This is a genomic window from Dokdonia sp. (assembly GCF_039945015.1).
Taxonomy (GTDB): domain Bacteria; phylum Bacteroidota; class Bacteroidia; order Flavobacteriales; family Flavobacteriaceae; genus Dokdonia.
The window spans coordinates 1-22,160 of record NZ_JBDUXP010000028.1 but is presented as its reverse complement, the minus strand read 5'-3'; the positions used below and the strand labels follow the sequence as shown (position 1 = coordinate 22,160).

Sequence of the window (22,160 nt, the reverse complement as noted above, 5' to 3'; positions counted from 1 at the left end):
GTCCTCTTTAGTCGCTAGTCTTATTTCTATTAAATTTATATGATTTTTTATCCATAAATGAATAAAATATAAAATACCTTTATGCTAAGATGTTTTCGCTTTCTATATATTGTTTAAGTACATCAACCACATAATCTATTTCTTCTTTCTTATTATATATTGAGAATGAAAAACGTAAGCTTGGTTTTTTAAAATCTTCATCATTTAAAACCTCTCTAAGAACATGAGATCCTTGAGCACTTCCACTTTGACAAGCACTTCCTTTAGAACAAGCAATTCCTTTCATATCTAGTTGAAAAAGAAGCAAAACTGCTTTTTCGGGTGTAATAGGAAGGCATACATTAAGTAATGTATATGTACTCTTTTTAGAGTCACTACAATTACCATTAAGCTTTACTCCTGGAATTTCTTCAAGTAATTTTTTAGCAAAATATGTTTTAAGTTCCTTTACATATGCACTTTCTTCTTCTAGATTTTTATAAGACATTAATAGAGATTCTTCTAGACCAACTATATTATGTACAGCTTCTGTTCCAGCTCTCAAACCTCGTTCTTGAGAACCTCCAAAAATTAATGGTTTTAATCCACTATTTTTACGAACAAATGCAAATCCAATCCCTTTAGGTCCATGGAATTTATGAGCAGCAGCAGCAGCAAAATCTACAGGAATCTCTTGAAAATCTAATTCATAATGTCCAATACTTTGTACCATATCTGAATGCACAAGTGCACCGTATGATTTACACAAAATTGCAATTTCCTTAATATCGATCATATTACCGATCTCATTATTGACATGCATAAGACATACAAGTGTTTTTACATCACTTGATTTTAGTAACTCTTCAAGATGTTCTTCATCTGGTGTTCCACATTCTTTAAGATTTACAAACTGTAAATCAATGTCATGACAGGTTGAAACCTCTTCGGCAGCATGAAGTACTGCATGATGTTCAATACGAGATGTAATAATACGTCTCACATCAAGATCACGTACAGCACTATTAATAACTAAGTTATCTGCTTCTGTCCCACCAGATGTAAATACAATCTCACCAGCAGTTACATTAAAGAGTTTTGCAATACGTTTACGTGCTGTTTCTATCTGACTCTTGGCAGTCCTTCCAAAAGCATGTGTAGAAGAAGGATTCCCTGGTACTTCACGCATAACTTCCATCATGCGATCTACTACTTCTGGACGTATTTGAGTAGTAGCTGCGTTATCAAAATAAATAGGATTCATGATAAGTGTAGTTTTATTGTAAAACAAATGTAAAGTAAATAAAATAACTTTTCATAAACGTTTTATTCTTCTCTTTCTACTTATTTTTGTTTTAAAATACATTTTAATGAAAAAGCTATTAATTGCGATCATAGCGATCTCTTGTTTTGCATCATGTGACGACGGTGATATTATTGTGACTTCCTTTGATTTTGAAACACAAACCTTAGAAAGATGTGAAGATTTTGATTCTCAATTTGTGTTTTTTAAAATCAATCCTGACAATAATGAAAGTATTGCACTCGCGTTTACTACCTCTCAAGATATTTTTGGACCTGGTAATGGAGAAGACGAAATTAGAGAGATCACTATACAATTAAGTGGAAATGACAATATAAGCTATAGAAGGTTTGATGATGCAGTTACTAGTGATTATTTCTGTAATCCTATACCTCCAGCTACACCATTAGTTGTTGAAGAATTTATAAGTAGTGATGGAGATGTTACTGTTTTTACACAAGGGACATTGGCCGATAGTGATGGTATCCCTTCAGAAACAGAAGATCCTACTGGGCTTATAGATACAGATGGAGATATGTTGGTAGATATTATTGATTTTGATGATGATGGAGATAACGTTCCTACAGGGCAAGAAGGCGTTATCTTAAATGATGATGGAACAATTAACATGGAGTTATCTCGTGACACTGATGAAGATGGAATTCTAGATTATCTAGATCCTGATGATGATAATGATGGGGTCTTAACGATTAATGAAGATACATTCATGACGGATCTTGATCCAAGCAACGATAATTCAGATCCTGCAAATCCTACGTTAGATGATTATCTAAATCCTGCTATTACAAATTCTGTAAATACAAATGCATACCGACCTCACACTTATTTTCTTAATAATATTATCATTACTATAAATACTCAAAACTTAGATTTTAGAAATCAAAATGGAGAAGAAGCAATACGAGATATACGTAATGTTCCTTTTGGTATGTTTACAGGAACTCCATCAGGAGAAATTATCGTAACCCCAACTTTCTAGTAGTACTATTGTAAAAATCAATTAATTTCTTTGAGCATTCTGATAGATATATATTTCAGTAGCGCCAGTGCCATATTTTTGATAATCGGCGTCATAATATTTTATCCCATCATAGCATCTAAAAAGATGATATAGTTCTTCTTTTAGAACTCCTTGCCCTACTCCATGTATAAATACAACTTTAGGAATACGCTTTGATATCGCAAAGCGTAATTGTCGTTCTGCTGTATCAATTTGCAATGTAAGTATCTCATGATTAGACAATCCCTTATAAGACTTTGTAAGTTGATGAATATGCAAATCAACTTCCATAGGAGGTAAATTACGCTCCTTTGGTTTTATTCGCGTAGATTTTGTCCTTGACACCTCTTCTTTTTGGTGTATCATTTGATGTGGGACATCTATAAGTTGATCCTTTATAGTATTACTTATAGAAGGGATAATTTCGCTTTCGCGAAAGCGAATCAAGAAACCTTCAGTAGTTTCTATAGTGATAAAAGAAGTATCTATTTCAATAATAACACCCTCAAGATCATCGTCTAACACTTGTACTGACTGCCCTATTGTAAATTTGTTATTCAAAATTGCGTTGTTGAACGACAAAAGTATGCAAACTGTCGAAAAACCTATCTAAAATAACTTAAAACCTTACATAATTACTTTTAAAAACTTAACTTCGTTAGTAATTTTTTTAAAGTAAATACCTTATGAAAAATTTACTTATAGTAGTCTTAACTACTCTCAGTTTTACAGCAAATGCTCAGTTATACGTACAACCTACGACTACTGATGCTTCCTATATTTATGTTAATGATACTTTTATTTACGTTGAAGAAGATGTAGAACTAACATCTAACTCTACTGCTTCTATAGTAACACAACGCCAAGTTCCCAATATCGCATTAAGAAACGGTTCTCAATTACTTCAGGGTAATGGAGCAGATCAGCTTAGCAAAGGAAACGGAGATATATCCATATATCAAGAAGGAACGACCAACCAATGGGATTATAACTTATGGGCCTCCCCTGTAGGAGTTGCTCTTAATGATGATGGAACTACAAGAGCAGATGGTAATGGTATATTTGCTTTTAGAGACGCTACAACAAGTTCTGTTACTGTAACTCAACAAGTCTTTTATGTACCTACTGTAGGTGGAGCAGGAGTTGAAATAAATAGTAATCCTGTTTTGATAGGACCTGGACTTAATGGCTCTTCGGGTCCAAGTTCTGGTCAACTAAGTATTGCATCTTTCTGGATTTATGGATATGAAGCAGGAAATTCTACTGCCGAATTTATTAATGTACAAAGCTCTGGATCATTACCTGCAGGTCTGGGATTTACTATGAAAGGTGTTAATGGTACTGACACTACTGTACCTGGTATAGGGCTAGATGCTACTCCAAATAATGCAGGAGTTCTTGGTGATGGTCTAGGACAACGTATAGATTTTAAAGGAAGACCTAATAATGGTACTATTACTGCTACCGTACTTCCAGATACACAAACTATTACAGGAAACCCATATCCATCTGCTTTAGACTTGAATTATTTTTTATTATTAAATTCAAATTCAGGAACCTTCACTACGGAGACATTACCTAGTGGAAATACTGTAACTTTTACAGGAATAGATGTCACAGAAGGAGTCGCTTATTTTTGGGATAGTGATCCTACAGCACAAACACACTTTGTAGAACAGTATCAAGCTGGTTATGGGATGTATTCACCTATGGGGTTATTAGCAACTGATGGTATGTATGTAGCTGCCCAATATCAAATGTATGATGAGGCGGGTAATCCTATTGTAGGTTCTGAAACTGGCGTAGTTGGAGCCGATTATGACAGAAGGTTCTCCCCTGTTGGACAAGGATTTATGGTAACAGGATCTGCTTTACAGACTACAGATACATTTACATTTACAAATGATATGAGAATATTTGTAAAAGAAGGTAATAACTCTGATTTCAGAACAAATGAAGAAACTTCAGATAATGAAGTTGTAGAAGCGATAGGTGTAGGTACTTATTATGAAGACATCAATAACTTCCCGACATTTACACAATTCAAAATAGGGATTAATATCAATGATACTTATGGTCGTGAACTTGGGGTAGGAATCCTTGATCATGCAACTAGAGGATATGACACTGCCATGGATGGTAAAAGTGCAGGTGCTATAGCTACTGATATATCATTCTCAATAAATGAAGAAGATCAATTTGTTATCAATGCTGTTCCAGATGATGAATATCAAGCATTACAATTATCAATTACCGCAGACACACCCTCTGAATTTAGATTTAGAGCTAGAGATATACAAGAATTTAATTATGAAGGTATCTTCTTATTTGATACTCTTACAGAGATTTATTATGATATTCAAACAGAAAGTATTCTTATATCATTAGATGCTGGAGAATACCCAAAAAGATTTGAAATCCGATTTACTCGAGAAGTAGAGGAAAATACCGAAGAAGAAACTGAAGAGGAAGAAGAGGAAACTGAAGAGGAGGAAGAGGAAACTGAAGAAGAAGGTGATTGGGAAGAAGAAGGTGAATGGGAAGAAGAAGATGAAACTCTTACTATAGGAGAAAGTGTTCTTGAATCATTTACTATTTTCCAAAATAATAGTGCTAGCCAACTAGAAATAAGAAATCCAAATAGTATTGAACTTACGAATGTTACCTTATTTGATCTTACAGGAAAACAACTCTTTTTTAATCAAGATTTAGGAACTAAAGCTATATATACATTCCCTACTCATAATTTAAGTACTGGAATATATGTAGTCACTTTTGTTACCGAAGGAGGTTTTACAAAGGCTCGTAAAATAAGTATTACAAACAAATAATATATTCCCATATGGAGGAGTACATGCTACCTTGCTTGAATAAAAAGTATTTAGGTTTTGAATGTATGGGTTGTGGAATACAGCGCTCAGTAGCATTGCTTTTTAGGGGAGAGTTTATAGACGCATTTTTAATGTACCCAGGAATCTATCCTTTGATAAGTTTACTGGGTTTTTTAATTATAAATCAATTTGTAACCTTAAAATACGCGAATAAAACTATTATTTTTTTAGCTATATTAACAGTCGCAACCATCATTATAAGTTACCTAATCAAAATCACACACTAATTAACTAACACAAAACAAATTATGGAACAACAAAAATTACCTAATGTAACGATATCTCTTATACTCGGAATTATTTCATTTATAGCATGTTGTTGCTCATCTGGAATTGGAGGAGTCCTATTTTCTGGAATAGCATTATTCTTAGCAAATAAGGATAAAAAGACTTTAGAAGCTAATCCGGACAATGTGTATGAAAATGCTGGTCAACTTAAAACTTCTAGAATTATAGCGATAATAGGTCTTATCTTAGGTGCAATTTCCTTAATAATTTCTATTGTATATATTATTTCATTAGGAGGAATCGATGCCTATATGGAAAAGCAAAGAGAAACTTTTGAGCAATTAGGAATGTAATATTCCTCATTTAATATACATAAAAAGCGCCTTAATGGCGCTTTTTTTATGCTAAGCTTTTCAGAATCAAAATATTCTTTTAAATTGGATGTTCATAAACTAAAACTAATAACCATGGAAAACCAACCAACGTCTTCTGGACAGGTACCTGAAAGACCTAACAATTATCTTATCCTTGCAATTGTAACAACATTTTTATGTTGCAATATTACCGGAGTTGTAAGCATTGTATATGCTGCACAAGTAAATGCAAAATGGGAAGGCGGAAATTATGAAGGAGCTATAAGCGATTCTAAAAATGCAAAACTTTGGGGTCTTATAGGTCTTATTGGTGGAGCCGTACTTATGGGCATCATTTTCTTATTTTATGGAGCTATGATAGCTGCTGCTATAAGTTCTGGTGGTAGTGGATTTTAAAAAAATAAAGTCATCAAAATATTTAAAATATGGGTATCTCCTACTTGGGATACCTATATTTTTTTTGGTTACCTATTATTATAATAATGACCCAGAAGCTGCAAATGGAGAAGGTTTTTTTCCAAGATGTTTCTTTAACGTAATTACTGGATTACATTGTCCAGGTTGTGGTAGTCAACGAGCAACTCATGATTTATTACATCTACGTATAGGGCAAGCACTCAAGCATAATATTGTTATTGTCATTCTTGCAATTCTTATCATCTCAAAGGCATATGCGCTTCTTTCTAAAAAATACTTCCCTAAATACTATTACAACTTAGGGCATAAATCATACTTCACCTATGGGATTATTATTATTGTTCTAGGATATTGGATCTTACGTAATATTCCGTATGAGCCATTTACACATCTTGCACCATAAAGTTACATTCTACATTTCTATGCTTTTTATATAGATGATATATACGCTTTCGCGAACCTTCCTGTCGGTAGACGGGAGCGTATAAAACAAAACCGCCTCTACAGATAGTAAAGGCGGTTTCATTTTTATAAAAAGTAAAATTACTTCTCGAATGCTTTTAGTGTTTTTGTGATAATAGAAACACAATCTAATAACTGCTCCTCATTCATAACGAGTGGTGGCGCAAATCGGATAATATTTCCATGTGTAGGTTTTGCAAGTAAGCCATTATCACGTAATGCCATACATATATCCCAAGCAGTAGAACTGTCTTCCGTATCATTTATAAGAATCGCATTTAACAATCCTTTTCCTCTTACTTTACTTGCGATAGAACTTGTAGCGATATACTTGTCTAGCTCACTTCTAAATAATGTACCTAAAACCTGAGCATTCTCTGCTAAATTTTCGTCTTTAACAACATCTAGCGCTGCCATAGCAACAACAGCCGCTATAGGATTTCCTCCAAATGTGCTTCCGTGATTTCCTGGCTTAATTACATTCATAATACCATCATTTGCAAGTACTGCCGAAACTGGATATGCTCCTCCTGAAAGTGCTTTTCCAAGAATTAGTATATCTGCTTTTACATCTTCATGATCTATTGCTAGTAAGCGTCCTGTTCTTGCGATTCCCGTCTGTACCTCATCTGCAATAAATAAAACATTGTGTTTTTCACAAAGACGTTTTGCTTCTGCTAGATATCCTTCAGAAGGGACATATACTCCTGCCTCACCTTGAATAGGCTCTACTAAGAAACCAGCAATATTTTTGCTACTTGTAAGTGCTTCTTCTAATGCTTGAAGGTTATCGTATTCTATCTTAATAAAACCATTTGTAAAAGGACCGAAGTTTTTACGAGCTACTGGGTCATTTGAGAATGATATGATCGTTGTTGTTCTTCCGTGAAAATTATTTTCACATACAATAATCTCAGCTTCATTTTCAGAGATTCCTTTTACTTCATATGCCCATTTTCTACACAGTTTTAAAGCTGTCTCAACAGCTTCTGCTCCTGTATTCATAGGGAGTAACTTATCATATCCAAAGAAAGAAGTTGCATACTCTTCGTATTTTCCTAACACATCGTTGTAAAATGCACGTGATGTAAGTGTAAGCGTTTTTGCTTGTTCTATCATTGCATTTACAATGCGCGGATGACAGTGTCCTTGATTTACTGCAGAGTATGCAGATAAAAAATCGTAATATCGTTTTCCTTCAGCATCCCAAACATAGACTCCTTCTCCTCTACTCAATACCACAGGAAGTGGATGATAGTTGTGAGCCCCAAATTTGTCTTCTAATGCAATTGCCTCTTTTGATGTAAGTTGATCAACAGTAGCCATAATCTAAAAAGTTTAAAAATTAAAAAAATGCAATTCCTACTGTACCTTTATTCTTTCGAAAGCTCGAAAATTCAGCGGAGGAGAGAAATCATCCTTAGAAGTGGCAATTTACTAAAATTAAGTGTTGAGAAAAAATCATTCTCATAATTTTGAGGATAATGTCGAAACCTGCAATTCCAATCGTTTTAATTCTCTTATAATACTATTCTTATCCATTTGCATCCATATAAATAGTTTGAGCATGGATATCATAAGCATACAAAACACGCCTGCAATAGACCATTTTATAAGTTCATTAGTCACATCAGTATTAAAAAACTGAATGGTGCAATACACAAAAAAACCAAGTACTATAAAACTAACGATATTCATCATAATAATAATCCACTTATTCTTTCCATCAAATACACCTCCTAGCATTTGAAAAACATTTTGTTCACCTAGTGAATCATAAAACTTTGTTTCCTCTTCTGTTAATGCTTCTTTTATTAATACATCAACTTCTTCAAATTCTTTTCTCATAATTTCTCATCTTTAAGTATTGTTTTTAATTTTTCTCTTGCGTAATAAAGTCTTGATTTTACAGTCCCACTTGAAATATGCAGGATCTTACTTATTTCAAGTAATCCATACGATTCTATATAAAATAACTTTAGTACTTTTTGTTGTTCTTCAGAAAGTGATGCTATGGCTCGTTTAAGCTTTTCTTTAATTAATGGATTTTCTGATGTATTCATATCGCCTAAGATAAACTCCCTTTTTTTTGAAATGATCTCTTGCTTCTTTTCCTGAACTCTTTTACTTTTCCTATACCAATCAATTGATTTTTTTGTCACAATAGACAATCCCCAGCTACCAAATTTATCAGGGTTTTCTATCGTATGAATCTTCTTCAAAATGGTAATCCAAGCATCTTGAGCAATATCCTTGGCAATATCAAAATCATTAGAATAGTTATATGCCTGTTTACAAAACTTTCTATGCCATCTTTTTACGAGTACAGCCATGGCTTTTTTATGACCATTACAGTATTGAGTTACAAGCCAAGAATCTTCTATTTTTTTAGATGGTTTCATATCGTTTTCTATAGTATAGACGACGCGTTTTTAAATAGGTTCATTTTTTAAGAAGTTATTTATATATCAAGGTAAGAATATTAAAGTATACGCTTTCGCGAAAGCGTATATAGGCAAATAACAATACGATAAAGTACCATAACGTTTCAAATTAGTATAAAACAAAAGAACCTCCTTAATTTCTTAAGAAGGTTCCTAGGCATCTCCATGTGGTACTTAGCTTAATAGTATATGTACAATCTTTGGATACATAATAATCTACTAAAACAAAAGAAGACGATCTATTAATTACGCTCTATAATAACTCTTTTAGTTATTATTTCTTTATCTGTTGTAAAACTAAACAGATATAAACCTGTTGGTAAATCTAGTTCTAAACCAAATGCTAACATCTTATTATTGGTTTTCTCTTTTTTAATTGTTTTGACTAGTGTACCATTAATTCTGTAAATGTTTAACTCAATTACTGAATCGGTATCTAGATCAACTTCAATATCCATCTTTCCTTTATTTGGGTTTGGAGTAATAGACACTTTACCTCCATCTCTATCTTTTGGCCTGTCATCAGAACATTTAGGTGCAAAAATGGTTGTTTCATATCTCTTACAACTAGGATCAACTAAACCTGTTGGGGAAATATACATCACCCAAGATGCATCATTTGCATTAATTGGGCCTAGTTGTATATTTGTTGTATTCCCTGTTCCAGAATAAGATATTGGTTGATTACCTGGATATCCAACTAAATCCCAAGAAACTCCGTTTGTTCCAAGAACACTTACAGTCATAAAGTAATAATCATCACTAGGATCTCCTGGAGTTCCATTATCATTGCAATCTCCTGTAGAAACAACAGCGCTTATATTACACGAAAAATTACAAGATTCTGGCGCAAGAACAGCAACATCTACAAAGCAGTCAGGATCGTTACTCAATTTTACCCAAAACCATTCAGATTGATCAGCCACAAGGTAATTACCTACATTTACATTGTTTTCGTCTCCATTTCCAAAATAAATGATTGACCCTTGGCTATTAAGTACCATCCATGGTTCTCCTTGTGTGTTAAAGACATCTAATGCAATGCTATAAAAATCATCACTTGGGTCAAGAGGAGTACCATTATCACTACACGAACTAACAGATGCTAATGCCTCTAACTCACACTCTTCACAATCTTGCTCTACATTGATTGTAATGGTCTTTTCATAAGGTTCTTCACAAGAATCTTTCCCGATTATTTCAACAGTAAAACTATCTGGAGTTCCATCAATAATGCAAAACTGTCCATCAATTGAGCTATTACCGTTAATAGGAACTGTAATGTTATATACTGGATCGCTAACATTCATGGGATCTATAATAAAGCATTCTGTATTACATGGCAATGTATAGGTTAGATCATTAGTAATGTTTACATTATTAACAATAATAGCTGTAGGAATAGGTTCACACAATGGATCACATAACATATAATCTTCTCTTTCTCCACAAATAGGAATCTCATCATAGCCTGTTATTGGGTTTTCACTCACTATTATTCTGATTTTTTCTCCTCCTGAAATCATAGAAGTAAGAGTTACTGCTGAATGCCCATTATCATCAAAACCATTACTTATTTCTTCAAATACTCCATCTTCATCTGTATCTATATAAAAAGCCATGTAGACATTTCCATGTGAAGCACTATAGTTTATTTGCTGATGATCAATATCAAAAATAGGAATACAAGGGTTTGTATAATCTGTATAATTACCTACACTAGTTCCAGATGGGTTTTGATAACTATCATCCCATAGCTTGACCATCTCTATATAAGTTTCATCACAACCAGTGTATGAGCAATTTACATCGCCCATTTTAACAGCATCAAAATCATGATTAGATTGCCCAGAAGTATCATCTATCATAATTACACTCGCCATCGCTAATTCACCAAACGGATCGGCAGGGTCTATAAATGGATAATTAGGAACAACAAAATTCCAGATTTCGCCTATAGGATCATTTTCTCCATTTATACCTAGAATAATTCTGGCAATAATATTAATATCTAAACCGCTTATACTTTCATCATCATTAACATCTGCTGCTATAAGATTAAGAGGATTATCAAGTAATTCAACTCCTAACAGATGTCTTCTAATTTGGTTAACATCATCATCGTCTAATCCACAAGCAATTTGTGATTGGCATTCTTCTGTTTTATGAGCCGTAATTGTATAATTTGCGCCATAAGGTACAGCGGGAAAAGAATAATTACCATTAGCATCTGTCGTTGTTTGTTCAGTAAATAGAATTGCACCATTTACATCTACTATAGTAACTTCAACACCTTCAATTGGTAGATTATTACAAGGTATTGCTATAGTACCACTTATAGGCCTTGTTTGTCCCATGACTGTGGTTATTCCCCATAAAAGGGCAATTATTAATATATAATATTTTTTCATAATTAAAATCGTTAGTAACCCTACTCTGTTTAATCATTAGGCTTTTCGGGTTTCGCCTATCCATATCCAAAACTTTAGAGTCCTACATATTAAATTCCTATCGCGTCCTCCTCTACAATACTAGACACAACAGCTACGGGACTACAATTAATTGGTTGCCCACTTTCACTAGGATTCCCAGTATCATCACTATCAGAGTAATATGTAAAATCTCCAGACGTCCAGCAGTAATATTCGTTTGCTCCTCCTGAAATTAATTTGCATTGAGATTCGCTCAAAATAAATTTTCTTAATGTTTTTAATGTTTTCATGTTAAAAGTGATTTTGATTAATAATTTTGGATTGTTAAAGACCGTATATCTCTAAAATCTTTGATTAAAAAAGAAGGTTATCTCTTCTTTAGTTTTTAATAGTTTTAATTATTATTTGATATCACGTCATCAATCATAATCTGCAGTAGAAATAATCTTGTAATAAGAGAGGTAGGGGTAGATGCATTATATTATCTACTATAACTATTATTCGTATGCTTTTGGCAATCGTGACTTAACCAAGTATAAGCAACGCTATAATATTTGAAATTTCAACAAACTTGTTATTGTTCTGAACACCTCAAATGTTTAATATTCTTACTAAAAAGACAAGACAAGTATCTCGCTATTACGTAATATAGAGTCTATATTTTGTAAATTAAGAGTAGTTATTTTTCATAAAGTTTTATGTAATTATCTCAATAATTAAACAATTATTTTCTTGTTACACATTAAGGTTCTGAGAGTTATTTTTATATTTATATACTTTAAGTTCTAACTATATGATCAGAGAAATAGTTGCTATTATTATATATATATTAATTTTCACTTTACCTATACAAGCCCAACAAGAATATTATGAGCAAATAGATAAGCTTGATTATAACACATTGTATTCAAGATTTGAAAAATATTATAAGAATTTAGATTCCTTCCAAGCGACACAATATGCAAATGCATATTTCAACAGAGCACGCAAACAAAAGGATACAAATCATATAGCAAAAGGGTATTATTATAGAGCTATTCTTGATAAAAGAAATGATAGAATAGATTTATACGACTCGATTATAGCCTTAGCGCCTAGGTTAAAAAAAAGCAATCTTCCAACGAAAGCACATCTTCAAAAAGCATATTATTATTTTTATGTATTACAGTATAACAAAGCTCTTGAAAACTATATAAAAGCAAGTGAATATAATAAAGGAGATAATAAAGACAATCTTGCTCTTGATATCAATCTAAGCATTGCAGCACTAAAAATTAGAATAGAAGAAAATCAAGAAGCACTTGACTCTTTAAAAAAATATTGGAAAAAAATAGAACCACTTAATTATAATGATAAAAAGCCTATCACATATAGTAGAGTACTCCTTTATCTAGCCAATGCTTATAGAAAATTAAACCATGCAGATTCTTCAAATATATACCTAAAATTAGGTATTAAAGCAAATGACAATCCAAGCAAAGAAAATAATTATTATTACTACTTTTTATTATTCCAAGCGATTAATGAGTTGGACAATGCATATACTATAGAAGTATCGCCTAAGATGAATGAAGTCATTGATTATATGAATCGTATTGATTCTAAAGAAAGTCTAAGTCTGGCATATTATTACATTGGAAAATCACATCTAAAACATGACAGAGAAGATCTAGCAGTATCATATTTTCTTAAAGTAGACTCCCTTATAGACAATTCAGCATCCATTTTACCAGAAACTTTAGAAGGGTACAAATACTTAAAAAATTATTATGAAGAAAAAGGGGAATCAAAAAACGAATTAAAATATTTAAAAAAAATATATTCTTTTGATAGTATTCTAGATATTAATTATAAATCTATAAATAATATTATAAAGAACAAATATGAACTTCCTATTCTATTAGAAAGTCATAAAAATACCATTGCTTCTCTTGATACAAAAAATCAAAAATCAAAAATTACATTAATTATTTTCTCAATTGTAATAAGTATTATCTTACTAGCATTAACATATTCTCTCATCCAAAAAAACAAATACAAAAAACGTTTTAAACAACTTCAAGGAAAAGAGTCATCAAAAAAACCTGAAATTAAAAACACAAAAAACAAACCTGATATCCCAGATGAGATTTTTATTAAAACCAAGGAATATTTAGAACAATTTGAAAAGGATAAAGATTTTTTAACACACACTATAAACGCTGAGAAATTAGCTCAACAAATAGGCACTAATAGACCTTATTTTTCGAAGGCATTTAATTATTTAAAAAATGAAAATTTTAATGTCTATTTAAGAAATCTTCGTCTTAATTACGCATTAGAAAGGCTGAGAGAAGATAAAGTCTTTAGAAAGTATACTATAAAAACCATTGCAAACGAATCTGGTTTTAGTAATGCAGAGTCTTTTTCTAAGTTTTTTTATAAGAAATATGGCATTTACCCTTCGTACTATATAAAGTCACTAGAAAACATTAAAAAACAGCAAGATACATAGGTCTATATTTCGTAATAACGACAAGTAACTGATCGTAAATTACTCTAAATCAGAAATTATACTTTATGTTTATTTCATAACAAATAAGTAAGTAATAATATTATGAAAAAAAAACAAATAAAATTATCATTAGAAAAAATTGACATAGCGAGATTAACAGTCAATATGCATCATATTTTTGGAGGAGACCTGCCTAAACATACGGACTTATGTCCTACCGTTGACACTTCTGTTTGTACTACTTGTACTTCTGACCCGCAAAGTAACTCATCAGTTGAATGTGTAATAAGGGTTAGTGATGACTGTCCTAGTCAACAACTAGGATGTAATGGACTCTAAATATATCTCGAATTGATGGTTTAAAATTATAAACTGAAAGTAAAAAGTATTATGAAAAAAAAACAAATAAAATTATCATTAGAAAAAATTGACATAGCGAGATTAACAGTCAATATGCATCATATTTTTGGAGGAGATATACCTAAATATACAGACCTATGCCCTACCATTGACACTTCTGTTTGTACTACTTGTACTTCAGACCCACAAAGTGACTCATCAGTTGAATGTGGATTCGTAATGAGTGCCTCTTGTCCAGGTCATCAAGACACAAATACTAATTAAAATTAGATATAGGGATTTGGTTATATATAATTTCTTACTATAAAACGATCCTAAAAATTATATAGCCTGTTTGATAAAAACAGGCTATTTTTGCGTGATGTCTAGAAGAAAACAAAATCGTAAAATTTTTACAGAACTTGAAGTGACTGATGCAGGTGCCAAAGGCAAAGCTATAGCTCACGCACCAGATGGAAAAGTCGTTTTTATAAATAATGCCGTACCAGGTGATGTTGTAGATGTACAGACCACCAAAAAGCGTAAAGCCTATTACGAAGGAACGGCTATACATATTCATACGCTTTCGCGAAAGCGTACACAACCTCAATGTGAACATTTTGAAGTATGTGGTGGTTGTAAGTGGCAACATATGGACTACAAGTACCAACTAGAATACAAACAACAAGAAATTGTAAATAACCTGACCCGTTTAGGAAAAATAGAGCTACCAGAAGTAACACCTATTGCAGGAAGTGCCTCTCAATATTTTTATCGCAATAAAATGGAATTTGGTTTCTCAGATAGTAAATGGCTTACGTTAGAACAAATCAAAAGTGACGAAATTATAGAAGATCGTAATGCCTTAGGTTTTCATATTGCTGGAATGTGGGATAAAATATTGGATATAAAAAAGTGTCATTTACAACAAGACCCAAGTAATGCAATACGCAACGGTATTAAAGCTTTTGCCTCACAACATAATATGGCATTTTATAATGCTCGTAACCAAGAAGGCTTACTACGCACACTAATGATACGTACCGCATCTACTGGAGAATTAATGGTGCTTGTTCAATTTTACAAAGAAGATGTAGACAAAAGAACACTTCTACTCGATTACCTAAAAGATGAATTCCCTGAAATTACATCCTTATTATATGTCATTAATTCTAAAGGAAATGATACGATATATGATCAAGAAGTGATCTGTTATCATGGGAGAGATCATATTTTTGAAGAGATGGAAGGCTTACAATTTAAGATCAATGCAAAATCTTTTTACCAAACCAATTCTGATCAGGCATATGAGTTATATAAAATCACTAGAGATTTTGCAGGACTAACTGGCTCAGAACTTGTGTATGATTTATATACAGGAACTGGTACCATTGCACAGTTTGTTGCAAAAAAAGCAAAAAAAGTAATTGGTGTCGAGGCTGTACCAGATGCCATCGAAGCTGCCAAAGAAAATGCAGAACGTAATAACATCACAAACGCAGCGTTCTATGTAGGCGATATGAAAAAGGTCTTTAATGAGCAATTCATAACGACTCACGGGATTCCCGATGTTATTATTACAGACCCCCCTAGAGATGGAATGCATGCAGATGTGGTTAAACAAATCTTAAACATTGCACCACAAAAAATAGTTTATGTAAGTTGCAATAGCGCAACACAAGCTCGTGATCTAGCATTACTGGATGAGACCTATAAAGTCACAAGAGTACAACCTGTAGATATGTTCCCGCAAACACACCACGTAGAAAATGTTGTATTGCTCGAAAAACGTTAAAACATGAAATTTAAAATAGCCATTTTAATAACCGGGCTCACCATATTACTCTCTTCTTGTGAGCGTGATGACATATGTGCAGAAACAACACCTGTTACACCATTACTGGTTATTGATTTTTTTGATATAGAAAATACTTCTGAACCTAAAATACCCGAAGGCCTTGTTATTGTAGAAAATGGAGAAACAGTAGGTCTTGCTTTTGATGCAGCAACAATTTCTATTCCGTTACGTACCAATGTAGATCAAACCGATTTCCTTTTTGTATTAAATGCAGGCAGTGAAGAATTAGAAAACCCAGAAAATGTAGATGGAATTAGTTTTAACTACATACGCATAGAAGAGTATATAAGTAAAGCATGCGGATTTAGAGTAACATACGATGCTCTTGATCCTACCAGAACGCCACAAGACAATGGCTTTTGGATAGATGAAATACAAGTAATAAACCCTACTATAGAGGATGAGACTTCAGCACACATTAGGATTTTTCATTAGTCTATTTATACTTCTTATGAGTGCGTCCCTTAGTGCTCAAGAAGAAGAAATAGATACTAAAGTATCAAAAAAAGATACGACACAACAAAAGACGCAATACTATGGCTTACGAGTAGGTGTAGACCTCTCAAAACCAATACGTAGTTTTCTAGACGACAATTATAGTGGTTTAGAAGTGGTGGGTGATTTTAGAGTAAGTAATCGGTATTATATAGCGGCAGAAGTAGGAAATGAAACTCGTACTATTGAAGAGTTTCCCAATCTTGATGTCACTTCAAAAGGATCTTATATAAAAGCTGGTTTTAATTACAATGCCTATAAGAACTGGCTTGGTATGAACAATTTGATCTATGCAGGAGTGCGTGCTGGATTTTCTACGTTTAACCAAGAATTAAATTCGTTTACAATCTCTACATCCAATACTTTTTTTGAAGAAGACATACGTACTGATACTGTAGATTTTGATGGTCTGAGCGCTGTATGGTTAGAAGTCCAGCTTGGTATCCAAGCAGAGTTATTCCATAATCTATATCTAGGAATTAATGTTCAGCTCAAAAACAGGATTACAGAAACGAGTCCAGACGGTTTTGAAAACATCTATATCCCCGGATTTGGACAAACGACAGATACTAGTGATTTTGGTGTAGGGTATGGATATACAATTTCCTATCTCATCCCTTTATTCAAAAAATAAAAATTGTAGACTGGTTTTATATAATACGCTTTCGCGAAAGCGTATACAGAAACATTCTAACAATATTTCTTATTTACTTTTTGTAAAGAGCAAATCGTCTGCCTTTTCGTTTGCATACAATGTATCTAGGTATGCTAGAAAGTCCTCTGAAGACGTACTAATGTCCATTTCTTTCTTTTGCCCCACAAATCGCACATTATCAAAATGCGGTACAATCAAATCTATAAAATCCTTATTAGAAACACCCGATACGTTTTTAAGATGATGTGGCACATACTCGATATACAACATCTTTACATCTTTAAGAATATCCTGCATACCCTGTAAGGCAAAATATTCTGCCCCCTCAATATCTATAATAATATGATCAGGCTTAGGTAAATTCTCAGTATTAATATGAGTATCCAAACGGATCATATCTACCTCAATCGTATCTGGATTATCGTGAGAGTATAAGTAACTATCGGTAATAGGTTTTATTTTACTACCTCCACTATTAAGTGTGTTTTTATAAAATGATATTTTCTTCTCTGCATCTCCTACTGCATAATTAAAAACAGATGCATTATCTAAATCATTAATAAGCACATTTTTAGACACATAACCGTAAGTATCTGGGTTTGCTTCATACCCAATAATTGTTTTGCATTTCTTGCCTATAGGAATTAATAATGTTCCAATATGTGTTCCTAAGATATATACAGTATCATCTTCATTTATATATTCTAATAACTCTGTAATTTCCGAAATGTTCCATCCCCCTTTAAAACCTAAATGCCTTCCTATAGTATAATCGTCTATAGGAGCCAGTATCATACCATTTTCTGTATCATAAATCACCCCTTTTGCATGATCCCCTAATATCTTCTTACGTAACTTTATTTTAAACTGACGTTTTTTAACCTTTAGTTTTTTCATGGATATAAATTACTATAGCTATTATTCTTGATATTTTGCTTTACGGCTCCCTTCATACATCTCGTACTTGACAAGTCTACTCTCTAAACTACCGTTATATAATTTTATTTTTCTACTTGGACGTAAACCTACGTGCTTTAATGCTTCCATATTTGATGTGATAAACCAAGCATGAGAACCAGGGTAACTAGTTTTAAGAGTATCTCCTATTTCTTTGTAAAACTCATCTATCGCAACAGGTAAACGTTCTCCATACGGAGGGTTAAAAACTAATTGTAAAAAGTCATCTCCTTCTTTTTCTGATTCAAAAAAGTTCTGTTCCTTAATCGTTATAAAATCTTCTAATTGAGCATTCTTAACATTATCCTTCGCTTTACTTATAACCGATGGCGCTTTATCATACCCAATAATTTTATACTTAAAATCACGAACTTTCTTTAAAGCCGATGCTTCTATAAGGTCATATAAATCTGGATCCCAATCTTCCCATTTTTCAAAAGCAAATTCTTTTCTATTTAAATTTGCAGGGACATTAGCTGCTATCATAGCAGCTTCTATAAGCATCGTACCACTACCACACATAGGATCTAGCAAATCACTCTGCCCTTCCCAACCACTCATAAGAATAAGTCCAGCCGCTAACGCCTCATTTATAGGAGCAATGTTAGTTTGCGTTCTATATCCTCTATGATGTAAAGAAGCGCCACTACTATCCAAAGAGATAGTACACCAGTATCCTTGTATATGTACATTAAGACGTACATCTGGATGTTTAGTATCTACATCTGGACGTATCTTTTCTTCCTTTCTAAATTTATCTACAATAGCATCCTTTACCTTAAAGGCTACATATTGAGAATGTGTAAATATATCTCCACTTACTGTTGCATTAATAGCAAACGTAGTCTTGACATTCATAAAAGACCTTAAATTCATTTTTTGAACTCGACGATATAATTCATCTTCATCCATAGCACGAAACTCTGCTATAGGCTTAAGGATTTTAATAGCTGTACGACAACATAAATTTGCCTTATACATAAACCCTTTATCTCCTTCAAAAGAAACGTTACGTACACCTATTTCTACTTTTCCAGCACCTAGATTACGTAATTCATTTGCTAAGATTTTCTCGAAACCAAAAAATGTTTTGGCTACCATCTTAAAGTTTTGATTGCGTTCACTCATATACCGCAAAAATACGTTAATTTTACCCACACAACATTACAAAATAAATAACCTTTGACTGCGATACTATTACCCATATTTGCTGTTTTAATTGGATTTACAATTACCATTATATTCAAACCTAGTATCAACAGTGGTATCAAACTATTACTATCATTTAGTGGTGCATTCCTTCTATCTACAACCATCTTTGAGTTCTTACCAGAAATCTATATAGGACAAGATAAAGAAATTGGTATTTATATTATTGCTGGTTTACTCATGCAGATTTTATTAGAATTTGGATCAAAAGGAGCAGAGCATGGACATATGCATCATAAGGACAATGCTGTATTCCCTTGGTTACTTTTTATAAGTTTATGTATTCACGCACTTATTGAAGGTTTTCCTATTCCTGAACATGAACATATCCTTTACGGAATCGTAGTCCATAAGATTCCTATTGCCATTATCATATCTTCCTTCCTCCTTATATCAAAAATGAAAACGTGGCAATCTATAATGTTCTTAGTTGTTTTTGCTCTAATGACTCCTATCGGTAGTTTGATAAACCAACAAGACTTCATTTTAGAATCTTATAAAACACCTATAAATGCATTTGTTGTTGGTGTCTTACTACATGTATCTACAACAATATTATTTGAAAGCTCAAAGAATCATCAATTTAATGCTTCAAAATTAGCCGTTATCCTATTAGGTTTTATCATTGCTTATTATCTATAAAAAAGCAATGGTAAACACGTATTTTCTTACTTAAAATACCTCATAATTAGTCCACTATAATTTGTAAGTTCTAAATTATGATGTAATTTTATAAATTATAAAAAATAAAACGAATTATAATGGGGAAAAAATTATTAATAGCAGCATTCGCTGTTATATGTATCATGAGTTGTAGTACAGATAACTCTGATAACCAAACATTAACAATAGACGAAAGTATTCCAGAAATTGCAAATCTTGTAACATTTATTCCTGGATCTCAGTTTGACGATACATCAAGAGGAAAGTATGTAGGCATATTTGGTCACTACACAAACCCAGAATTACACGGTAAGATTTATATCAATGCTGGTCTTGACACTCGATATACAGCACTTATACAACTTGTAAATGGAGAAGAATTAAAATTTATAGGAACACCACAACAATCTAAAAATAATAATCTAGTTTACTTTGAAGGTGAAACTGGAAATTTTGATATAGATTTTACTGATTTTAAAAAACCAGAAGCTACTAATGTATTTATGAATGATGTAGATACAGAAGCTTATATCGTATTGGCCAAAACAACAAGAGGTGCAGATCCTGCTGTTATTGTAGGTAGTTATGTAGATTCAAGCGATCCAACATTTTTTGGGAATTGGGATCTTATTGCAAATCCTGCTACAGCAACATCTACTCCTTTTACGACAATGATACCAGGAGTTCCATTTCCTGTTTCTGGCTTTGGAGTTACTCAAGAAATTGTAACAATGTCAATCAGTCATGCAGGTTCTATGACACCTTTTATTATAAATGGTGCAGATGATTTTGATACAAATGCAGCAATTGCTTGCGCTCCTTCAGGGATAACAATACCAACTACTGAACCTGTAATTATAGATGTTATTATAGACTCACCCCTACCTTTAGGCGATGTTGCAGATGCTATAAGTGCAGGAGGTCAAACTTCGATGATCAATGGTATTGAATCAACATGGAGCTTTAATTATACTTCAGAAATAGTTAACCCTCTTGGGGAAAATATTCCTGCATCTTATATCTCAAATGATTGCAATCCTGCGTTATCAGGAACTTGGTCATGGAATGGACGAACAGGAACAACAACTGTATTATAAATTATAGTATTTAAAACTTATTATATATAATGAGGATCCATAAATTTATGGATCCTCATTTTTTTATAACTACATTTATACTATGTTTAGTAAAGAACAATCTAAAGAAATACGACAACAATTTTGGATATTTTTTGGTAAACGACACCCCAGAAAATGGCTACTATATAATACAGGTATAAAAGATCTTAGTTTAAAATTTGATTTCGATACAAAAAAAGCAGTCGTCACTATAGAAAGTGCTGCAAACGATGAAATTGATAGAGCCTATTATTTTGATAAATTGATTAGTCTTAAAAAGATACTTAAGGAAGACGTGTCTTCAGAACTCATTTTTGACGAACAATTTCTACTACCTAGCGGCAAGTTGGTGTCACGTTGTTACCTCTCATTAGAAAATGTGAGTATTCACAACAAGACTACTTGGCCAGAAGTATTTGACTTCTTTAATACCTATATGAATAAACTGGAACTTTTCTTTTTAGAATACAAAGAATATATCAATTCTTAGATAGTAAAGTGCGTTGTTTTTATAATGTATTCCTATCCGCTTTCGCGAAAAACATCTCAACCATCTTTCCAGATCAATACATCCGCCTTTTGCAAGTCTTTAAACACATACTAAACTAACTATCAATAGATTAAAACAACACCCTAATAAAGATAGATACTAAACAACACCCTTACTTTTAATGAGTATATCTCATTTTAAGGCATAAAAAAAGGTCTAACACATTAACTGTATTAGACCTTAAAAAGGCGGCGACCTACTCTCCCACGATTGTAGTACCATCGGCGCTGGCGGGCTTAACTTCTCTGTTCGGAATGGGAAGAGGTGAGCC

Annotated in this window: 24 protein-coding genes and 1 rRNA gene; 15 read left to right on the top strand and 10 right to left on the bottom strand. The window is 32.7% G+C overall.

Annotation, left to right across the window (positions count from 1 at the left end):
* Positions 1 to 79 precede the first annotated feature (79 nt).
* Positions 80 to 1,243, bottom strand: coding sequence for a cysteine desulfurase family protein (locus tag ABJD27_RS19420; protein WP_348172632.1), 1,164 nt, complete (start codon positions 1,241 to 1,243; stop codon positions 80 to 82).
* Between the two features lie 106 nt (positions 1,244 to 1,349).
* Between ABJD27_RS19420 and ABJD27_RS19415 the strand changes: the two genes are divergently transcribed.
* Positions 1,350 to 2,282: a hypothetical protein gene (locus ABJD27_RS19415; protein WP_348172629.1), complete on the top strand. Its 933-nt coding sequence runs from the start codon at positions 1,350 to 1,352 to the stop codon at positions 2,280 to 2,282.
* 21 nt (positions 2,283 to 2,303) lie between these two features.
* Here the strand turns inward: ABJD27_RS19415 and ABJD27_RS19410 are convergent, their stop codons facing one another.
* Positions 2,304 to 2,864 carry a Smr/MutS family protein gene (locus ABJD27_RS19410; RefSeq protein WP_348172626.1) on the bottom strand — a complete coding sequence of 187 codons (561 nt, stop codon included), beginning with the start codon at positions 2,862 to 2,864 and terminating at the stop codon, positions 2,304 to 2,306.
* 125 nt (positions 2,865 to 2,989) lie between these two features.
* Here ABJD27_RS19410 and ABJD27_RS19405 point away from each other — a divergent pair, with 125 nt between their 5' ends.
* The 5 genes from ABJD27_RS19405 (at position 2,990) to ABJD27_RS19385 (ending at position 6,616) form a co-directional block, all read left to right on the top strand.
* Positions 2,990 to 5,134: a T9SS type A sorting domain-containing protein gene (locus tag ABJD27_RS19405; protein WP_348172623.1), complete on the top strand. Its 2,145-nt coding sequence runs from the start codon at positions 2,990 to 2,992 to the stop codon at positions 5,132 to 5,134.
* Positions 5,135 to 5,145: 11 nt separating this feature from the next.
* Positions 5,146 to 5,421 (top strand): DUF2752 domain-containing protein, encoded by a 276-nt coding sequence (locus ABJD27_RS19400; protein WP_348172620.1) that lies wholly within the window; start codon positions 5,146 to 5,148, stop codon positions 5,419 to 5,421.
* A 21-nt stretch (positions 5,422 to 5,442) separates the two neighbouring features.
* A complete protein-coding gene (locus ABJD27_RS19395) occupies positions 5,443 to 5,775 on the top strand; it encodes a CCC motif membrane protein (protein ID WP_348172617.1) in 333 nt (110 codons plus the stop codon).
* Positions 5,776 to 5,889: 114 nt separating this feature from the next.
* The gene (locus ABJD27_RS19390) at positions 5,890 to 6,192 is read left to right on the top strand and encodes a CD225/dispanin family protein (protein ID WP_348172614.1); all 303 of its coding nucleotides are present in this window, start codon (positions 5,890 to 5,892) and stop codon (positions 6,190 to 6,192) included.
* Positions 6,182 to 6,616 (top strand): DUF2752 domain-containing protein, encoded by a 435-nt coding sequence (locus tag ABJD27_RS19385; RefSeq protein ID WP_348172611.1) that lies wholly within the window; start codon positions 6,182 to 6,184, stop codon positions 6,614 to 6,616. The genes ABJD27_RS19390 and ABJD27_RS19385 overlap by 11 nt, the downstream gene beginning before the upstream one ends.
* A 140-nt stretch (positions 6,617 to 6,756) precedes the next feature.
* Here the strand turns inward: ABJD27_RS19385 and rocD are convergent, their stop codons facing one another.
* The 5 genes from rocD to ABJD27_RS19360 all read right to left on the bottom strand — a co-directional run bounded on the left by rocD (position 6,757) and on the right by ABJD27_RS19360 (position 11,841).
* Positions 6,757 to 8,001 (bottom strand): ornithine--oxo-acid transaminase, encoded by a 1,245-nt coding sequence (rocD, locus tag ABJD27_RS19380; protein WP_348172608.1) that lies wholly within the window; start codon positions 7,999 to 8,001, stop codon positions 6,757 to 6,759.
* Between the two features lie 141 nt (positions 8,002 to 8,142).
* On the bottom strand, positions 8,143 to 8,523 hold the full coding sequence (locus tag ABJD27_RS19375) for a DUF6768 family protein (RefSeq protein ID WP_348172605.1): 381 nt from the start codon (positions 8,521 to 8,523) through the stop codon (positions 8,143 to 8,145).
* Positions 8,520 to 9,077 carry an RNA polymerase sigma factor gene (locus tag ABJD27_RS19370; protein ID WP_348172602.1) on the bottom strand — a complete coding sequence of 186 codons (558 nt, stop codon included), beginning with the start codon at positions 9,075 to 9,077 and terminating at the stop codon, positions 8,520 to 8,522. The genes ABJD27_RS19375 and ABJD27_RS19370 overlap by 4 nt, the downstream gene beginning before the upstream one ends.
* 284 nt (positions 9,078 to 9,361) lie before the next feature.
* Entirely contained in the window at positions 9,362 to 11,530 is a 2,169-nt protein-coding gene (locus ABJD27_RS19365) for a T9SS type A sorting domain-containing protein (protein WP_348172599.1), read from the bottom strand.
* An 89-nt stretch (positions 11,531 to 11,619) separates the two neighbouring features.
* Positions 11,620 to 11,841 (bottom strand): hypothetical protein, encoded by a 222-nt coding sequence (locus ABJD27_RS19360; protein ID WP_348172596.1) that lies wholly within the window; start codon positions 11,839 to 11,841, stop codon positions 11,620 to 11,622.
* A gap of 503 nt (positions 11,842 to 12,344) precedes the next feature.
* Between ABJD27_RS19360 and ABJD27_RS19355 the strand changes: the two genes are divergently transcribed.
* From ABJD27_RS19355 to ABJD27_RS19330, 6 genes are all read left to right on the top strand, one after another.
* A complete protein-coding gene (locus ABJD27_RS19355; protein WP_348172593.1) occupies positions 12,345 to 14,045 on the top strand; it encodes an AraC family transcriptional regulator in 1,701 nt (566 codons plus the stop codon).
* A gap of 165 nt (positions 14,046 to 14,210) precedes the next feature.
* Positions 14,211 to 14,384, top strand: coding sequence for a hypothetical protein (locus tag ABJD27_RS19350; RefSeq protein WP_348172590.1), 174 nt, complete (start codon positions 14,211 to 14,213; stop codon positions 14,382 to 14,384).
* A gap of 51 nt (positions 14,385 to 14,435) precedes the next feature.
* Positions 14,436 to 14,669: a hypothetical protein gene (locus ABJD27_RS19345; RefSeq protein ID WP_348172587.1), complete on the top strand. Its 234-nt coding sequence runs from the start codon at positions 14,436 to 14,438 to the stop codon at positions 14,667 to 14,669.
* Between the two features lie 97 nt (positions 14,670 to 14,766).
* Positions 14,767 to 16,179 (top strand): 23S rRNA (uracil(1939)-C(5))-methyltransferase RlmD, encoded by a 1,413-nt coding sequence (gene rlmD, locus ABJD27_RS19340; RefSeq protein ID WP_348172584.1) that lies wholly within the window; start codon positions 14,767 to 14,769, stop codon positions 16,177 to 16,179.
* Between the two features lie 3 nt (positions 16,180 to 16,182).
* The gene (locus ABJD27_RS19335) at positions 16,183 to 16,677 is read left to right on the top strand and encodes a DUF6452 family protein (RefSeq protein ID WP_348172581.1); all 495 of its coding nucleotides are present in this window, start codon (positions 16,183 to 16,185) and stop codon (positions 16,675 to 16,677) included.
* A 16-nt stretch (positions 16,678 to 16,693) separates the two neighbouring features.
* Complete coding sequence (locus ABJD27_RS19330) at positions 16,694 to 17,371, top strand: DUF6048 family protein (protein WP_348172579.1); 678 nt, start codon at positions 16,694 to 16,696, stop codon at positions 17,369 to 17,371.
* Positions 17,372 to 17,440: 69 nt separating this feature from the next.
* On the opposite strand, the gene ABJD27_RS19325 is transcribed toward ABJD27_RS19330, so the two are convergent.
* Both ABJD27_RS19325 and ABJD27_RS19320 read right to left on the bottom strand, forming a co-directional pair.
* Positions 17,441 to 18,289 (bottom strand): FkbM family methyltransferase, encoded by an 849-nt coding sequence (locus ABJD27_RS19325; protein ID WP_348172576.1) that lies wholly within the window; start codon positions 18,287 to 18,289, stop codon positions 17,441 to 17,443.
* Positions 18,290 to 18,310: 21 nt separating this feature from the next.
* Entirely contained in the window at positions 18,311 to 19,477 is a 1,167-nt protein-coding gene (locus tag ABJD27_RS19320) for a class I SAM-dependent RNA methyltransferase (protein WP_348172573.1), read from the bottom strand.
* 54 nt (positions 19,478 to 19,531) lie between these two features.
* Here ABJD27_RS19320 and ABJD27_RS19315 point away from each other — a divergent pair, with 54 nt between their 5' ends.
* The 3 genes from ABJD27_RS19315 (at position 19,532) to ABJD27_RS19305 (ending at position 21,829) form a co-directional block, all read left to right on the top strand.
* Entirely contained in the window at positions 19,532 to 20,200 is a 669-nt protein-coding gene (locus ABJD27_RS19315; RefSeq protein ID WP_348172570.1) for a ZIP family metal transporter, read from the top strand.
* A 119-nt stretch (positions 20,201 to 20,319) separates the two neighbouring features.
* Complete coding sequence (locus tag ABJD27_RS19310; RefSeq protein WP_348172567.1) at positions 20,320 to 21,318, top strand: hypothetical protein; 999 nt, start codon at positions 20,320 to 20,322, stop codon at positions 21,316 to 21,318.
* Between the two features lie 82 nt (positions 21,319 to 21,400).
* Positions 21,401 to 21,829 (top strand): DUF4268 domain-containing protein, encoded by a 429-nt coding sequence (locus tag ABJD27_RS19305; RefSeq protein ID WP_348172564.1) that lies wholly within the window; start codon positions 21,401 to 21,403, stop codon positions 21,827 to 21,829.
* A gap of 243 nt (positions 21,830 to 22,072) precedes the next feature.
* On the opposite strand, the gene rrf is transcribed toward ABJD27_RS19305, so the two are convergent.
* Positions 22,073 to 22,160: ribosomal RNA gene (rrf, locus tag ABJD27_RS19300) — 5S ribosomal RNA — on the bottom strand; the annotation flags it as partial.

What these genes read in the sequence shown, in the direction of transcription:
- ABJD27_RS19420 (WP_348172632.1), bottom strand. Translation starts at nt 1,243, where the DNA reads ATGAATCCTATTTATTTTGATAACGCAGCTACTACTCAAATACGTCCA.
- ABJD27_RS19415 (WP_348172629.1), top strand. Translation starts at nt 1,350, where the DNA reads ATGAAAAAGCTATTAATTGCGATCATAGCGATCTCTTGTTTTGCATCA.
- ABJD27_RS19405 (WP_348172623.1), top strand. Translation starts at nt 2,990, where the DNA reads ATGAAAAATTTACTTATAGTAGTCTTAACTACTCTCAGTTTTACAGCA.
- ABJD27_RS19400 (WP_348172620.1), top strand. Translation starts at nt 5,146, where the DNA reads ATGGAGGAGTACATGCTACCTTGCTTGAATAAAAAGTATTTAGGTTTT.
- ABJD27_RS19395 (WP_348172617.1), top strand. Translation starts at nt 5,443, where the DNA reads ATGGAACAACAAAAATTACCTAATGTAACGATATCTCTTATACTCGGA.
- ABJD27_RS19390 (WP_348172614.1), top strand. Translation starts at nt 5,890, where the DNA reads ATGGAAAACCAACCAACGTCTTCTGGACAGGTACCTGAAAGACCTAAC.
- rocD (WP_348172608.1), bottom strand. Translation starts at nt 8,001, where the DNA reads ATGGCTACTGTTGATCAACTTACATCAAAAGAGGCAATTGCATTAGAA.
- ABJD27_RS19375 (WP_348172605.1), bottom strand. Translation starts at nt 8,523, where the DNA reads ATGAGAAAAGAATTTGAAGAAGTTGATGTATTAATAAAAGAAGCATTA.
- ABJD27_RS19370 (WP_348172602.1), bottom strand. Translation starts at nt 9,077, where the DNA reads ATGAAACCATCTAAAAAAATAGAAGATTCTTGGCTTGTAACTCAATAC.
- ABJD27_RS19365 (WP_348172599.1), bottom strand. Translation starts at nt 11,530, where the DNA reads ATGAAAAAATATTATATATTAATAATTGCCCTTTTATGGGGAATAACC.
- ABJD27_RS19360 (WP_348172596.1), bottom strand. Translation starts at nt 11,841, where the DNA reads ATGAAAACATTAAAAACATTAAGAAAATTTATTTTGAGCGAATCTCAA.
- ABJD27_RS19355 (WP_348172593.1), top strand. Translation starts at nt 12,345, where the DNA reads ATGATCAGAGAAATAGTTGCTATTATTATATATATATTAATTTTCACT.
- ABJD27_RS19350 (WP_348172590.1), top strand. Translation starts at nt 14,211, where the DNA reads ATGCATCATATTTTTGGAGGAGACCTGCCTAAACATACGGACTTATGT.
- ABJD27_RS19345 (WP_348172587.1), top strand. Translation starts at nt 14,436, where the DNA reads ATGAAAAAAAAACAAATAAAATTATCATTAGAAAAAATTGACATAGCG.
- rlmD (WP_348172584.1), top strand. Translation starts at nt 14,767, where the DNA reads ATGTCTAGAAGAAAACAAAATCGTAAAATTTTTACAGAACTTGAAGTG.
- ABJD27_RS19335 (WP_348172581.1), top strand. Translation starts at nt 16,183, where the DNA reads ATGAAATTTAAAATAGCCATTTTAATAACCGGGCTCACCATATTACTC.
- ABJD27_RS19330 (WP_348172579.1), top strand. Translation starts at nt 16,694, where the DNA reads ATGAGTGCGTCCCTTAGTGCTCAAGAAGAAGAAATAGATACTAAAGTA.
- ABJD27_RS19325 (WP_348172576.1), bottom strand. Translation starts at nt 18,289, where the DNA reads ATGAAAAAACTAAAGGTTAAAAAACGTCAGTTTAAAATAAAGTTACGT.
- ABJD27_RS19320 (WP_348172573.1), bottom strand. Translation starts at nt 19,477, where the DNA reads ATGAGTGAACGCAATCAAAACTTTAAGATGGTAGCCAAAACATTTTTT.
- ABJD27_RS19310 (WP_348172567.1), top strand. Translation starts at nt 20,320, where the DNA reads ATGGGGAAAAAATTATTAATAGCAGCATTCGCTGTTATATGTATCATG.
- ABJD27_RS19305 (WP_348172564.1), top strand. Translation starts at nt 21,401, where the DNA reads ATGTTTAGTAAAGAACAATCTAAAGAAATACGACAACAATTTTGGATA.